Raw genomic sequence first — 12,769 nt, 5'->3', positions numbered from 1 at the left:
GATGGGGGTGCGCCCCACACGTGTGTCAGGGCCTACCAGGCCGTGCGGGCCTTGTCCTCGGAGGGGAACAGGATCCACAGCGCTATGTAGAGCAGGAACTGCGGGCCCGGGAGCAGGCAGGAAAGAACGAAGATCACACGCATCGTGGTCGCGGAGGTGCCGAAGCGCCGCGCCAGCGCTGCGCACACTCCGCCGATCATACGGCCGTTGGTGGGGCGGGCAAGGGCGGTCATGCTGGCTCCTTCGTGAACCGTGGCTGGATGCCGGGATGTTGGGGCACCGAGGTCTTCCTCGATGTCTTCAACGCTACGGTGACGAAGCGGGCGAAGCGTCGCTCTACGGGGCGATACCGACCCTGGGAATCGTCGGGGTCCGACCCTGAACCGTGTCCTCCCGGGGGAGGGCCGCGCGGCGCCGGGTCTCGGCCCGGCGGCGGAGCCTGGGCCTGGCGACCGGCACGATCGCGAGGTGGGCCAGGGCGACACCGACCGTGTTGAGCAGCAGGGAGTCCACGTCCACGACCTGGCCGGGAACGCCGGTCTGCAGGAGTTCGATTCCCAGGGAGAGCAGGGCGCCGGCGGCGACCGTGCGGACGAGGGAGCCGAGCGGGGACGCGGTCAGCCTGCCGCCGACCATGGGGAGCAGGACGCCGAGGGGGGCGAGCAGGCCGAGGCCCTCGCCTATCCGGCGGGCGGCTTCCGCCGGGCCGAGCGCGAGGTCGGCTCTGATGCCGGCGAACGGGCGGAAGTTGGCGGGGCTCACCCAGGGGACGTCCAGAGGGCGCAGGGTGATCCAGGCGACGAGCGCGAGATGTGCGACGAGGAGGAGAGCTCCTGCCGCACGGACGCGGGTCACGGCGCTGCCGCCGCCTTCGCCTTGACGTTGCACGCCTCCCAAGACGCTGGGGTCGGCAGGATCGGTTCCGGGTTATTGGTGAGCTTGGGGCTGGGGGGTGAGGGATGCGCCACACGTGCGGCGCGGAACGGGGGCGAGGAAACAGTTGCGCGAACGGTTACGTGGTGGAGACCGTTGTGGACGGGGGGGACTTGGCGGTGGGGTTGGCCCGGACGTCGGTGGGGCACTCGTAGCGGCGCAGCGGGGCGGTGTCGGGGCCGCCGAGGATGACCGAACCGTCGTCCTGCGCGGCGGCGGAGTCGGAGAAGGTGCAGATGATCTGGGCGAGGGCCGCGGGGGTCAGGTCCTGGGGCGGAGTGCTGAGGCGGAGCGCGTCCTCGGGGTCCTTGCGCCGGGGCCCGCTCACCGTCATCCCGCCGCGCACGTCGGTCGTGTAGCCGGCCTGCTGCTCGGGCGTGGAGGGCGTCTCGGCGAGCTCGTCGAGAAGCCCCTGCGCCACCAGAACCCGCCGCGCCCCCTCCGCCGTACCGTCGGGAATCCGCACCGACCGGTCGACCGTCACCAGTTGCCCGGAGCAGAGCAGGAAGACCTGGACCGGGATGCCACCGGACGTCTGGGTGGAGATGTCCGGGCCGGACATCGCGCACGGGACCCGGGACGGCGCGGGGCCGAAGTCGGTCGGGACCTGGGTGGAGCGGATACCGCAGCCCGCGAGCAGGACGGCGAGGAGAGGGAGGGAGAGGAGGGAGAGGGAGGCGAGAGGCGTCCGTCGGCGCCCCTCTCGGCCTCGTACCGCGGTCGTCATCCGGCGTTGCCCTCCGTACCGTTCCCGTTCCGCCCTCGCTCGTCGTCGGCGAGCAGCTCCGACGCGTCCTGCGGGAGGCGGAGCGTGAAGACGGCGCCTCCCTTGGGCGAGTTGGCCGCGGTGATCTCGCCACCGTGGATGTGCGCGTTCTCCAGGGCGATGGAGAGGCCGAGACCGCTGCCCTCGGAGCGGGGGCGGGAGGCGCTCGCCTTGTAGAAGCGGTCGAAGACGTGCGGGAGGACGTCCTCGGGGATGCCGGGCCCGTGGTCCTGGACCTCGATGAGGAGGTCGTCGGCCTCTTCGCGGACCGAGACACGGACCGGGCTGCCGCCGTGCTTGAGCGCGTTGCCGATGAGGTTCGCCAGGATCACGTCCAGGCGTCGCGGGTCGAGACGGGCCATGATGCCGCGCTCGGCGTCCAGGTCGACGGCGTCCAGCCAGGCGCGTGCGTCTATGCACGCGGTGATCTGGTCGGCGATGTCCACGTCGTCGAGGACCAGCCGGGCGGTGCCCGCGTCGAAGCGGGTGACCTCCATGAGGTTCTCGACGAGGTCGTTGAGGCGGCGGGTCTCGCTGACGACCAGCCGGACGGCCGGTTCGATCATCGGGTCGACGCTGCCGGTCTCCGCGTCCAGTTCCTCTTCCAGGATCTCCGTCACGGCGGTGATCGCGGTGAGCGGCGTACGGAGTTCGTGGGACATGTCCGCGACGAAACGGCGGGACGCCTCGTCGCGGGCGCTCATGTCCGCGACGCGTTTCTCGAGGGCCTCCGCCGTGTGGTTGAACGTGCGGGAGAGGTCCGCGAGCTCGTCCGTGCCCGAGACGCGCAGCCGGGTGTCGAGCTTGCCCTCGCCCAGACGGCGGGCCGCGATACCGAGACGGTGCACCGGCTTGAGGACGGTCGTCGCGGCGGCCTGGGCGAGCAGTGCCGAGCCGATCAGGGCCAGGCCGGTCGCGATACCCAGTGACCAGGCCAGCGAGTTGAGGTCCTTGGCCTCGGGCTCCAGGGACTTGAGCATGTAGCCGGTCGTCGTCCCGTCGATCACCCTCGCGCCACCCACCAGGTACGGCTTGTCGTGGTCGGTGATGCGCTGCCAGTACAGGTGATAGGCCGACTTGTTGTTCGAGGAGAGCGGCTGCTCCTTGTTCACGGCCTTCTGGAGGGACTTGGGTACGTCGTCCAGCGTGAACGTGTCCAGCGCGGAGTTGCCGATGACGGTCTTGCCGTTGTCGTCCTGGGCGACGAGGAGCACGCTGAAGCGCTGGCTGCTGTTGGCCATCTGGCCCGCCGTGCGCTGCAGTTCGTCCTGCGCCGGATGCATCGGCAGCATGCTCGCGTGGTTGCGCATCTCCTGCTGGAAGTCGCGCAGCACCGCGTCCTGCGTACGCGTCAGCACCGCCTCGCGGTTGAGCCAGTACGCGATGCCCGACGCCGACACGGCGGCCGTGAGCGCGACGAGTCCGAACACCACCACCAGCCGCAGTCGCAGGCTCGTGAAGCGCAGCCCCGCCAGGATCGCCCTGCGCGCCGCGGCCCAGCCGCGGAGCTCGTCGTGCGGTGGGGTCACTGAGGGGTGTCCAGTCGGTAGCCGACTCCGCGGACCGTACGGATCAGGGTGGGCGAGGACGGCACGTCCTCGATCTTCGCCCGCAGCCGCTGGACACACGCGTCCACCAGCCGCGAGTCGCCCAGGTAGTCGTGCTCCCAGACCAGCCGCAGCAACTGCTGGCGGGACAGGGCCTGTCCGGGCCGGCGGCTCAGTTCCAGGAGCAGGCGCAGCTCGGTGGGCGTCAGCTGCAGATCCTCGCCGTTCTTGGTGACCGTCATGGCCGACCGGTCGATGACGAGGGAACCGAACGTCGCCGAGTCGTTGGCCTCGCGCTCCCCGCGCCGGAGCACGGCCCTGATCCGGGCGTCGAGCACCCGCCCCTGCACAGGTTTGACGACATAGTCGTCGGCGCCGGACTCGAGCCCGACCACGATGTCGATGTCGTCGCTGCGCGCGGTCAGCAGAATGATCGGCAGCTGGTCCGTGCGCCGGATGCGCCGGCACACCTCGAACCCGTCGATGCCGGGCAGCATCACGTCCAGGACGATCAGATCCGGCCGCTGTTCACGCAGCAGTTTCAGACCGTCCTCGCCGGTGGCAGCGGTGGCCACCCGGTGTCCCTGGCGCGTCAAAGAGAGCTCCAGGGCCGTACGGATGGCGTCGTCGTCCTCGATCAGCAACAGGGAAGGCACGGACGTCATTCTGGCCCATGGTGAGGGAGTCTTTCGACAGTTGGAGCGCTCCCGCCCATCTCCCGCACAGAAGGGGGGCGTCCGAAGGGCATCCGCGCAGCCCTACCGCTCTCCTCTGAGACCTTGCTGTGATCGTGCCGTGACGCGCCTGGGGAGGGGGCCCTGTGACAGGTCTGTGACAGTCGGCGGACACGGCCATGAAGTGGCCCGGGCAAGCTTTTCGACACAAGCAAGAGAGCAAGACGGCACGACAGCACGACGGAACGAACAGAAGAACCGGAACTCCACGACGGGGGGCGCGAGATGAACACGCTGCACAGCACCAGCACTAGCGCAGTTGTCACGCGGCTCCACGACGTCAGGGGTTCGGAGAAGTCCGGTGCCGTGAGCGGGCGGGGGTGCGCTCGCGGCGCCGGGCGTCAGCACACCGCGTACATGACGGTGGTTGACGCCTTCACGGGGGAGAGCGGTAACGGGGGAGCTCACGGGGGAGCCGCGTACAGGGAGGCCACGGGGGAACGTCGCTCGGTGTCGGAGGCGGAGTTCACCGCCTACGTCCAGGAGCGCCGCGCCTCCCTGTACGCAACCGCCTACCACCTGACCGGGGACCGCTTCGAGGCCGAGGACCTGCTGCAGAGCGCGCTGTTCTCGACGTACCGGGCCTGGGACCGGATCAGTGACAAGGCCGCGGTCGGGGGCTACCTCCGCCGCACCATGACCAATCTGCACATCAGCGCGTGGCGCCGCCGCAAGTTGAACGAATACCCGACCGAGGAACTGCCGGAGACCGCCGGTGACACGGACGCGATGCGCGGCACCGAGCTGCGCGCCGTGCTGTGGCAGGCGCTGGCCCGGCTGCCCGAACTCCAGCGCACCATGCTGGTCCTCCGTTACTACGAGGGCCGCACGGACCCGGAGATCGCGGAGATCCTCGACATCAGTGTCGGCACGGTGAAGTCGAGCATCTGGCGGTCGCTGCGCCGGATGCGTGAGGACGAGGTCCTCAGCTTCGGCCGTGACGAGGAGGAGTCCTTCGGGGAGCTCGTCGCCTGAAGGTCTGTGGGGGGAAGTAGGTAACAGGTAGTACGGGGGAGCAGTACCGGGGGGAAACCAACGGGGTCGGGGGACCCCTGCGGAGTACGGGGGAGTACGGGGGATCACGGGGGAAACGAGAAAAGGTCCGGGCGGACGGGGGGTCCGCCTGGGCCTCTTTTCGTGTCCGGCCTCTTTTTGTGTTTCCGCGTGCGGTGCCCGCGACTACGCCGGTGTCGTGCAGCGTCCGGCGGCCGCCGCGGCCAGTCGGCCCAGGGCCTCGGCCTCGTCGCAGGGGTGGGCGCCCAGCGCGCTCTGCCGGGCCACGATCGAACGCTCGGCACGCATCAGACGCCAGCCGCGGCGCAGCAGGAACGGGACCGATTTGCGGCCCTCTCGCAGATCCCGCAGGAAGCGGCGGCGGAACGTGGTCACCGGCCCGCGGGACAGACACAGCGCGTCGGCCAGCAGGCCCAGTTCCCGGCAGCGCTCGACGATCTCGGCGGCGAAGATGCCCTCCGCGATGAACAGCGGCGTCCGCTCGATGTGCAGCGCCTCCGCGCCGGTACGGGCGCTCAGCGCGATGTCGTAGACGGGAACGGTCGTACGTCCCGTACGGCACAGCTCCTCGATCGCCGCGACCGCGATGTCCGCGTCCCACGACTGCGGATGGTCCCAGTCGATGTCGGGCCCCTCGACCTGGGGAAGCGTCGGGTCGGTGCCCTCTTTGTAGAAGTCGTCGAGGCGCAGCACGGGAAGCCCGGAGTCGGCCGCGAGAAGGGACTTTCCAGAGCCGGAGGGGCCGCAGAGCAGCACCACACGGGTGGGTATCGGAGGATGGGAACCCAATTCTCTGTACCTTCTGTGACTCGGCCGGGCCCCGCCGCGCTTCGGCAGGCCTCCGGGACATTATCCCGGAGGATTATCGGGGTTACGTCCGTATGTCTGTTGACCCGCACGTGACCCGCACGGGTGAACCCGCCGTCATCGCCGCCCGGAACGGCATCCGGGTCAACTACTCTGCGTGCGAATCCCGTTGCTCTCCGCCCGCAATTCGTTCACGCTCACCGAAGAGGACATCCGATGGCGCGACACGCACGTCAGCAGACCGCCCTGGCCCGCACCACCGCGCGCATCGCCGTCGCGGCCGGGGTGGTCGCCGCCGGTGCGGCCGCCGCGGCGACCCCGGCCGTCGCGGACGCGGCCCCCGCCGTGGATCTGATGCGCACCCAGCCCACCTCGCTCGGCAACCTCGACCCGCAGGCGGGTCTGGGCGCCCTGACCGGCACGGTGGGATATGCCACAGGTCCGCTCGCGGGCCTCAAGCCCAACCCGCTCGCCAGCACCGGGGTCGACCCGCTCGACAACGGGGTGGGCACCCAGCTCGCGGACTTCAAGCCGCTGACCTCGCGGGCGCTGACGGGGCCGCTGGCGCAGGCGCCGTCGGTGGGGAGTGTGCCGGTGGTGGGACAGGCGCTGGGGTTGCTGGGGGGTTCGTGAGTCTCCCCGCGCCCCGAAACAAGAAACGGGGCGCGGGGAAGTTACTCAGTAGGACGAGCCGGAGGCGCCGAGCGCGCCCGTCGGGTGCCAGACCGTCTTCGTCTCCAAGAAGGCCGTCAGGCGCTCGATGCCGGGCGTCCGTGAATAATCCACAGGCTGTGGACGGACGACCCGCTTCAGGTTGTCGGCCGCGGCGATCTCCAGCTCCTTCGCCAGTACGTCGTCCGCGCCCGCGAGGTCGATCGCGTTGACGTCCTGGTGTGCGGCGAGGGGAGCGGCGATCTCCGCCGTCTTTCCGGAGAGGACGTTGACGACGCCGCCCGGCAGGTCGGACGTGGCCAGTACCTCGCCCAGCGACAGCGCCGGGAGCGGGGACTTCTCGCTGGCGATCACGATCACCGTGTTGCCGGTCGCGATCACCGGGGCGATCACCGAGACCAGGCCCAGGAAGGACGACTCCTGGGGGGCGAGGACGGTGACGACGCCGGTCGGCTCCGGGGTGGAGAGGTTGAAGAAGGGGCCCGCGACCGGGTTGCCGCCGCCCACGACCTGGGCGATCTTGTCGGTCCAGCCCGCGTACCAGACCCAGCGGTCGATGGCCGCGTCGACGACCGAGGCCGCCTTGGACTTCGACAGACCCTCCGCGTCCGCGACCTCACGGACGAACTGGTCCCTGCGGCCCTCCAGCATCTCGGCGACGCGGTAGAGGACCTGACCGCGGTTGTACGCCGTCGCGCCGGACCAGCCGCCGAACGCCTTGCGGGCGGCGACCACCGCGTCACGGGCGTCCTTGCGGGAGGAAAGGGGCGCGTTCGCCAGCCACTTGCCCTTCGAGTCCGTCACCTCGTACACCCGGCCGCTCTCGGAACGCGGGAACTTCCCGCCGACGTACAGCTTGTAGGTCTTGAAGACGCTCAGTCGCTGCTGCTCGGTCTTGTCGGTCTTCTCAGACATCGAGGTACGCCTCCAGGCCGTGGCGACCGCCCTCGCGGCCGAAGCCCGACTCCTTGTAACCGCCGAACGGCGAGGTCGGGTCGAACTTGTTGAACGTGTTGGACCAGATGACGCCCGCGCGCAGCTTGCTCGCGACGGCGAGGATCCGGGAGCCCTTCTCGGTCCAGATGCCGGCGGAGAGGCCGTACTGGGAGTTGTTGGCCTTGGCGACGGCCTCGTCGGGAGTCCGGAACGTGAGGACGGACAGGACCGGGCCGAAGATCTCGTCGCGGGCGATGGTGTGCGCCTGGGTGACGTTCGTGAAGAGCGTCGGGGCGAACCAGTAGCCGGAGGAGGGGAGTTCGCAGGCCGGGGACCAGCGCTCGGCGCCCTCCGCCTCGCCCTGTTCGACGAGCGCGGTGATGCGCGAGAGCTGTGCGGCGGAGTTGATCGCGCCGATGTCCGTGTTCTTGTCGAGGGGGTCGCCGAGGCGCAGCGTCGACAGACGGCGCTTGAGCGAGTCCAGCAGCTCGTCGTGGATCGACTCCTGGACGAGGAGGCGGGAGCCCGCGCAGCAGACCTGGCCCTGGTTGAAGAAGATGCCGGTGACGACGCCCTCGACGGCCTGGTCGATGGGGGCGTCGTCGAAGACGATGTTCGCGCCCTTGCCGCCGAGTTCGAGCGTGACCTTCTTGTCCGTGCCCGCGACCTGGCGGGCGATCGCCTTGCCGACGGCGGTGGAGCCGGTGAAGGCCACCTTGTTCACGTCGGGGTGCTCGACGAGCGCGGCGCCCGCGTCGCCGTATCCCGGAAGGATGTTGACGACGCCCTTGGGCAGGCCCGCCTGGCGGCAGATGTCCGCGAAGAACAGGGCGGACAGGGGGGTCGTCTCGGCGGGCTTGAGGACGACCGTGTTGCCGGTCGCCAGCGCCGGGGCGATCTTCCACGCCAGCATCAGCAGCGGGAAGTTCCAGGGGATGACCTGGCCCGCGACGCCCAGGGGGCGGGGGTTCGCGCCGAAGCCGGCGTGGTCGAGCTTGTCGGCCCAGCCCGCGTAGTAGAAGAAGTGCGCGGCGACCAGGGGGAGGTCGGCGTCGCGCGTCTCCTTGATCGGCTTGCCGTTGTCGAGGGTCTCCAGGACGGCGAGCTCGCGGGAGCGCTCCTGGATGATCCGGGCGATGCGGAAGAGGTACTTGGCGCGCTCGGAGCCCGGCAGCGCCGACCACTTCTCGAAGGCCCTGCGGGCGGCCTTCACGGCGCGGTCGACGTCCTCGGGACCGGCCTGGGCGACCTCGGAGAGGACCTCTTCGGTGGACGGGGAGACGGTCTTGAAGACCTTGCCGTCCGCCGCCTCGGTGAACTCGCCGTCGATGAACAGGCCGTAGGAGGGTGCGATGTCGACGACGGAGCGGGACTCGGGCGCCGGTGCGTACTCGAAAGCGGATGCGGATGCGGATGCCATGGTGATCAGTCCACCGTCACGTAGTCGGGGCCGGAGTAGCGGCCGGTGGCCAGCTTCTGACGCTGCATCAGCAGGTCGTTCAGGAGCGAGGACGCGCCGAAGCGGAACCAGTGGTTGTCCAGCCAGTCCTCGCCCGCGGTCTCGTTCACCAGGACCAGGAACTTGATCGCGTCCTTGGTGGTGCGGATGCCGCCGGCGGGCTTCACGCCGACCTGGACGCCGGTCTGGGCGCGGAAGTCGCGGACCGCCTCCAGCATGAGGAGCGTGTTCGCCGGGGTCGCGTTGACGGCGACCTTGCCGGTCGAGGTCTTGATGAAGTCCGCGCCGGCCAGCATGCCGAGCCAGCTCGCGCGGCGGATGTTGTCGTACGTCGAGAGCTCGCCGGTCTCGAAGATGACCTTCAGACGGGCGCTGGTCCCGCAGGTCTCCTTCACGGCGGTGATCTCGTCGTACACCTTCATGTACTTGCCCGCGAGGAACGCCCCGCGGTCGATGACCATGTCGATCTCGTCGGCGCCGGCGGCGACCGCGTCGCGGACGTCGGCGAGCTTCACGTCGAGGGCGGCGCGGCCGGCCGGGAAGGCGGTGGCGACCGAGGCGACCTTCACGCCGGAGCCGGCGACGGCCTCCTTGGCGGTGGCCACCATGTCGGGGTACACGCAGACGGCCGCGGTCGTGGGCGTCGTGCGGTCCGTGGGGTCGGGGTGGACCGCCTTGGCGCCGAGCGCCCGGACCTTGCCCGGGGTGTCCGCGCCTTCCAGCGTCGTCAGGTCGACCATCGAGATGGCGAGGTCGATGGCGTACGCCTTCGCGGTCGTCTTGATGGAACGGGTGCCGAGCGAGGCGGCGCGCGCCTCCAGGCCGACCGTGTCGACGCCGGGGAGCCCGTGGAGGAAGCGGCGCAGCGTGCTGTCGGACGCGGTCACGTCGCCGAGTGCGTGTGCGGGTGCAGTGGTGGGCATGGTCACGAGGGGAGCATATCTACGCGCGTAGCGGCTGTACAGCCCCTGGGGTGGGTGTGGGGGAGTGCACGCCGAGGGTTCGTCGCCCCCGCCGCCCCTACCCGTCCCATCCCCAGGGGCTCCACCCCTTCGACCCCGCCGGGGCTCCGCCCCTGGACCCCCGTGGCGACGCGGCGGCGTGGGGCGGGGGTGAAGGAAGTGTTCAGGGGGCGTCGGGCAGAATCGGGGGCATGACGACCCCGGATGACCAGCCACCCGTGCCGGACGCCTCGCGACCCGAGTCGAAGGACCGGATCTACCGGTCGCACGCCGGCATCGCGGGTGGCGTACTGCTGCTCGCCATCACGGGCTGGCTCGGCATCGACGCGCTGGTCTCGGGCCACGGCCGCACCCCCTGGCTGGCCCTCGCCGCGCTGATCCTCCTGGTTCCGCTGGTGGCCGCCTTCACCCTGCGCCCCGCCGTCTACGCCAACGAGGACCGGCTGCGCGTCCGCAATCCGTTCCGCGTCGTCGTGCTGCCCTGGAGCAAGGTCGGCTCACTGCGCTCCGGGTACTCCAACGAGGTGGTCGACACCTCGGGCGCCAAGTACCAGCTGTGGGCGATCCCCGTCTCGCTGCGTGCCCGCAAGGCCGCGGCCCGACGGCAGGCGCGCAACGCCGCCGCCGACAGCAGCGGCCGCACCTCCTCGGTGGCGAGCGGCTCCACGCGTTCCCAGCCAGACCAGGTCATGGACGACCTGCGCGAGCTCGCCGAGGCGCGGGCGGCCACGGAGGGCGCGCAGGGCGAGGTGAGCGTGCGCTGGGCGTACGAGGTCATGGGTCCCGCGCTCGCGGGGGCCGTGGTCCTGGTGATCCTGCTGGCGGTGGGGTGACGCCAGGGCGGTTCGGTGGACCGGTGTCCGTCGTCGCGCGGGGCGGGTCCTGACCTGTCGCCCCGTACGGCATCAGGCTGCCCGTGTTCCGGGCCCCGCTCGGCATCCAGGTCGCCCGCGTTCCGGACCCCGTACGCCGTCATGCGCCCGTGTTCCCGGCCCCGTTCGGCGCCGGGCCGCCCCCGAGGGGTGCCCGGCGCCGCTCGCTCGGGGTCAGCCCACCACGTCGACGAAGGTGCCCGCCGACACCGCCGCCGCGGTGTCGGCCGTGCCGGCGTAGGACCAGCGGTAGGAGCCGTCGGTGTAGGCGCGGACGGTGGTGGAGAGGGTGCCGCCGGCAGCGGTCGGCACGGTCTTGAGCGTGCAGTAGGTACTGCTGCCCTTGGGGCGGAACTGCAGGTTCACGGGCCGGCCGGCCTCGGCGCCGATGTACGTGCCGCTCGCCCAGTCCGCGTTGCGCACGCCGCCCGTGACGGTGAGGACGCGGCCCCACTTCACCGGCTTGGGAGTGGCCTCGACGGTCACCTGGCTGTCGCGCAGCACGGTGACGGTGGCGGCGCTGTCCAGGAACACGGCGTCGCTGTCGGGAGCGATCGCGTAGGCGCTGAGGTGCCAGTCACCGGCCTGCGAGTCGTCGGCCGGGGCGGTGCCGGGGGTCAGGGTGAAGGTCAGGGTGCAGGTGGTCGTGGTGGCGACCGTCGGACCGCAGGCCGCCGTCGAGGCCACGGTGCTGTCCGGGGTGCCGAACGGGCCGTGGTAGAGCGTGGCGTTGACCTGCTGGAGACCGGACGGGTCGGTCGCGGTGACCACGGCGGTGACGGTTCTCGCGCCGGTGCCGACGACGACGGGGTTGCCGTCGTTGACGACCACGCCGGTGATGTCGGTGTCGCCGAACCTCTCGTCCGCGTGCGCGGACGGAACGGCGAGGGCGGACAGAGCGACGACGCCACACGCAGCGGCGACAGCTGAACTGATACGCATGCGAATTCCCCAATGTGAATGCCGCGGCCTGTGAATTTCACACCGGCAGGCCCGAATTGACGTGTGCAGCGTACTCGTTGCCATGGGATTTCGGAACGTTTGTTTGAGGGCTGGGTGAGTCGCTGATTTCCCGGCGAATGGAATGCGCGCGAGTATCGAGTGCGCCGTTTCCGTGGAAAGCCGAAGGGGAAATTCGGTTCAAATTTCAGCGGACCTGGAGGCCACCTACGCGTACCGCCCCTCTTCGTGGCGGGCCGGGAGGGCGGGCGCCCTGGGGGGCGACACCCCGCCGGCGCGTCGGTGAATTCGCACTCTCTTGAGGTGACCTGATGGTCGACTGCATGAACGAGGGGCAACCTTCGCGTGAAATGTGTTTCACGTGTGGATCAAGTTTCTCTTTAGTCTCACTAATCTGCGTGTGCCGCATGACCGACGAATCCGCGTCGACTCATGCGGCTTCCTGATATGGGGATACGGGAGTGTGGATGGATGGCGGCAAGAATGGGGGGCGCGGCCGTACCGGGCACGCGCTGCCAAATAGATATAGGTGCAGATGGCACTTACTCGTGGCGGCTCACTGCCACGAACGGGCGGGTGGTCGCCGTGGCCGCGAGGACGTACCGGAACTACGGCGAGTGCCGTGCGGCGTTCGAGCGCTTGTGCGCCGACATCGGGAAATTACCCGGCGCGGTGCACCACACCGCGGAAGGCAGTGGATGGGTCTGGCGGCTGCGTGACGGCACCGGCGGCGCCGTGGCCGTGTCCTCGCGCGCCTATGAGCGGCACTCGACGTGCCAGGCCGCCTATGAACGTTTCCGGGCTCTTCTGGCCGAGCTCGGGTCGGGTGGGGTGATCCCGTGGGAAGACGCCGAGTGATGGGGCGACCCCGGGCGAACGGACGGGGCTGACGGCTCGACCACGTACGTGAGGGGCCGGGGTGCGCCACAAGAGCGCACCCCGGCCCCTCGGGTGTTCTCCTGTCGCCGCGTTCACGTCAACACCGGAAGTTGCCCCTCGGGGGCGTCTCGTTCACGTTCGTGTGTGCGTGCGTCCATCACGCGTCAGGAGTGTCGTCCCATGTGACAACGCGAATCTTTGAGCGATCTGTGGCTCCGGGGGACGACC

Annotated in this window: 14 protein-coding genes; 4 read left to right on the top strand and 10 right to left on the bottom strand. The window is 70.1% G+C overall.

Features of this window, described 5'->3' with window-relative positions; all coding sequences use genetic code 11:
- Positions 1-32: 32 nt before the first annotated feature.
- From OG568_RS20820 to afsQ1, 5 genes are all read right to left on the bottom strand, one after another.
- Entirely contained in the window at positions 33-233 is a 201-nt protein-coding gene (locus OG568_RS20820) for a PspC domain-containing protein (protein WP_054233643.1), read from the bottom strand.
- A gap of 103 nt (positions 234-336) precedes the next feature.
- Positions 337-888: a VanZ family protein gene (locus OG568_RS20815; protein WP_329532677.1), complete on the bottom strand. Its 552-nt coding sequence runs from the start codon at positions 886-888 to the stop codon at positions 337-339.
- Between the two features lie 124 nt (positions 889-1,012).
- Positions 1,013-1,660 (bottom strand): hypothetical protein, encoded by a 648-nt coding sequence (locus tag OG568_RS20810; RefSeq protein WP_329532676.1) that lies wholly within the window; start codon positions 1,658-1,660, stop codon positions 1,013-1,015.
- On the bottom strand, positions 1,657-3,327 hold the full coding sequence (locus OG568_RS20805) for a sensor histidine kinase (RefSeq protein ID WP_385065073.1): 1,671 nt from the start codon (positions 3,325-3,327) through the stop codon (positions 1,657-1,659). The genes OG568_RS20810 and OG568_RS20805 overlap by 4 nt, the downstream gene beginning before the upstream one ends.
- Positions 3,225-3,902 (bottom strand): two-component system response regulator AfsQ1, encoded by a 678-nt coding sequence (gene afsQ1, locus OG568_RS20800; RefSeq protein WP_266436667.1) that lies wholly within the window; start codon positions 3,900-3,902, stop codon positions 3,225-3,227. Before afsQ1 ends, OG568_RS20805 begins: the two co-directional genes overlap by 103 nt.
- Before the next feature lie 303 nt (positions 3,903-4,205).
- Here afsQ1 and OG568_RS20795 point away from each other — a divergent pair, with 303 nt between their 5' ends.
- Positions 4,206-4,955, top strand: coding sequence for a SigE family RNA polymerase sigma factor (locus tag OG568_RS20795; RefSeq protein ID WP_266436665.1), 750 nt, complete (start codon positions 4,206-4,208; stop codon positions 4,953-4,955).
- A gap of 204 nt (positions 4,956-5,159) precedes the next feature.
- On the opposite strand, the gene OG568_RS20790 is transcribed toward OG568_RS20795, so the two are convergent.
- Positions 5,160-5,783 carry a uridine kinase family protein gene (locus OG568_RS20790; RefSeq protein WP_329532675.1) on the bottom strand — a complete coding sequence of 208 codons (624 nt, stop codon included), beginning with the start codon at positions 5,781-5,783 and terminating at the stop codon, positions 5,160-5,162.
- 234 nt (positions 5,784-6,017) lie between these two features.
- Here OG568_RS20790 and OG568_RS20785 point away from each other — a divergent pair, with 234 nt between their 5' ends.
- Positions 6,018-6,434 carry a hypothetical protein gene (locus OG568_RS20785; RefSeq protein ID WP_329532674.1) on the top strand — a complete coding sequence of 139 codons (417 nt, stop codon included), beginning with the start codon at positions 6,018-6,020 and terminating at the stop codon, positions 6,432-6,434.
- Between the two features lie 45 nt (positions 6,435-6,479).
- Here OG568_RS20785 and OG568_RS20780 read toward each other — a convergent pair whose 3' ends face one another.
- From OG568_RS20780 to deoC, 3 genes are read right to left on the bottom strand one after another with little or no spacing between them, the layout of a single operon-like run.
- A complete protein-coding gene (locus OG568_RS20780; protein WP_329532673.1) occupies positions 6,480-7,388 on the bottom strand; it encodes an aldehyde dehydrogenase family protein in 909 nt (302 codons plus the stop codon).
- Positions 7,381-8,829, bottom strand: a complete 1,449-nt coding sequence (locus OG568_RS20775; protein ID WP_329532672.1) for an aldehyde dehydrogenase family protein — start codon at positions 8,827-8,829, stop codon at positions 7,381-7,383. Before OG568_RS20775 ends, OG568_RS20780 begins: the two co-directional genes overlap by 8 nt.
- A 5-nt stretch (positions 8,830-8,834) precedes the next feature.
- On the bottom strand, positions 8,835-9,791 hold the full coding sequence (deoC, locus tag OG568_RS20770) for a deoxyribose-phosphate aldolase (RefSeq protein ID WP_329532671.1): 957 nt from the start codon (positions 9,789-9,791) through the stop codon (positions 8,835-8,837).
- Between the two features lie 230 nt (positions 9,792-10,021).
- Here deoC and OG568_RS20765 point away from each other — a divergent pair, with 230 nt between their 5' ends.
- Entirely contained in the window at positions 10,022-10,663 is a 642-nt protein-coding gene (locus OG568_RS20765; RefSeq protein ID WP_266585199.1) for a PH domain-containing protein, read from the top strand.
- A gap of 213 nt (positions 10,664-10,876) precedes the next feature.
- On the opposite strand, the gene OG568_RS20760 is transcribed toward OG568_RS20765, so the two are convergent.
- Positions 10,877-11,644 (bottom strand): calcium-binding protein, encoded by a 768-nt coding sequence (locus OG568_RS20760; protein ID WP_329532670.1) that lies wholly within the window; start codon positions 11,642-11,644, stop codon positions 10,877-10,879.
- A 603-nt stretch (positions 11,645-12,247) separates the two neighbouring features.
- Here OG568_RS20760 and OG568_RS20755 point away from each other — a divergent pair.
- Positions 12,248-12,520, top strand: a complete 273-nt coding sequence (locus tag OG568_RS20755; protein WP_329532669.1) for a hypothetical protein — start codon at positions 12,248-12,250, stop codon at positions 12,518-12,520.
- Positions 12,521-12,769: the final 249 nt, after the last annotated feature.

Source organism: Streptomyces sp. NBC_01450 (genome assembly GCF_036227505.1).
Classification (GTDB): Bacteria; Actinomycetota; Actinomycetes; order Streptomycetales; family Streptomycetaceae; genus Streptomyces.
Note: the sequence above shows the minus strand (reverse complement) of the source record. Positions and strands in the feature narration are given on the sequence as shown.

Coding starts and splice junctions, on each gene's coding strand:
- OG568_RS20775 (WP_329532672.1), bottom strand. CDS start 8,829: ATGGCATCCGCATCCGCATCCGCTTTCGAGTACGCACCGGCGCCCGAG.
- OG568_RS20760 (WP_329532670.1), bottom strand. CDS start 11,644: ATGCGTATCAGTTCAGCTGTCGCCGCTGCGTGTGGCGTCGTCGCTCTG.
- OG568_RS20785 (WP_329532674.1), top strand. CDS start 6,018: ATGGCGCGACACGCACGTCAGCAGACCGCCCTGGCCCGCACCACCGCG.
- deoC (WP_329532671.1), bottom strand. CDS start 9,791: ATGCCCACCACTGCACCCGCACACGCACTCGGCGACGTGACCGCGTCC.
- OG568_RS20810 (WP_329532676.1), bottom strand. CDS start 1,660: ATGACGACCGCGGTACGAGGCCGAGAGGGGCGCCGACGGACGCCTCTC.
- OG568_RS20795 (WP_266436665.1), top strand. CDS start 4,206: ATGAACACGCTGCACAGCACCAGCACTAGCGCAGTTGTCACGCGGCTC.
- OG568_RS20820 (WP_054233643.1), bottom strand. CDS start 233: ATGACCGCCCTTGCCCGCCCCACCAACGGCCGTATGATCGGCGGAGTG.
- OG568_RS20780 (WP_329532673.1), bottom strand. CDS start 7,388: ATGTCTGAGAAGACCGACAAGACCGAGCAGCAGCGACTGAGCGTCTTC.
- OG568_RS20765 (WP_266585199.1), top strand. CDS start 10,022: ATGACGACCCCGGATGACCAGCCACCCGTGCCGGACGCCTCGCGACCC.